Origin of the sequence: Blastomonas sp. CCH1-A6, from assembly GCF_001556365.1 — a bacterium.
GTDB lineage: Bacteria > Pseudomonadota > Alphaproteobacteria > Sphingomonadales > Sphingomonadaceae > Blastomonas > Blastomonas ursincola.
The window spans coordinates 1-238 of the sequence record NZ_LSIS01000505.1 but is presented as its reverse complement, the minus strand read 5'-3'; the positions used below and the strand labels follow the sequence as shown (position 1 = coordinate 238).

At 66.8% G+C, this 238-nt stretch carries 1 protein-coding gene; it reads left to right on the top strand.

The window, feature by feature from the left end; translation table 11 throughout:
* A partial coding sequence (locus tag AX735_RS26165; RefSeq protein WP_202189644.1) for a hypothetical protein occupies nucleotides 1–238 on the top strand: 238 nt, incomplete at both ends.

Below are 238 nucleotides of genomic sequence, written 5' to 3'. Positions count from 1 at the left end.
CAGCTGCGCGCCGAGATGGGGCGCTACCGGGCCGAGCTCAAATCCGCGACCGCGCTCAGCGAGAACTCGTTCAACCGCATCGACCGCGATGTGAAGCGGCTCGAGCAGCAGTTCGCCAAATCCTCCAACGCCATCGGCGGCAGCCTGCGCGGGCTCGCCGGGACATTCGCTGCCGCGTTCAGCACGCAGCAGGTCGTCGGCCTGATCGACAGCTATACCCGGCTGCAGAACAGCCTCA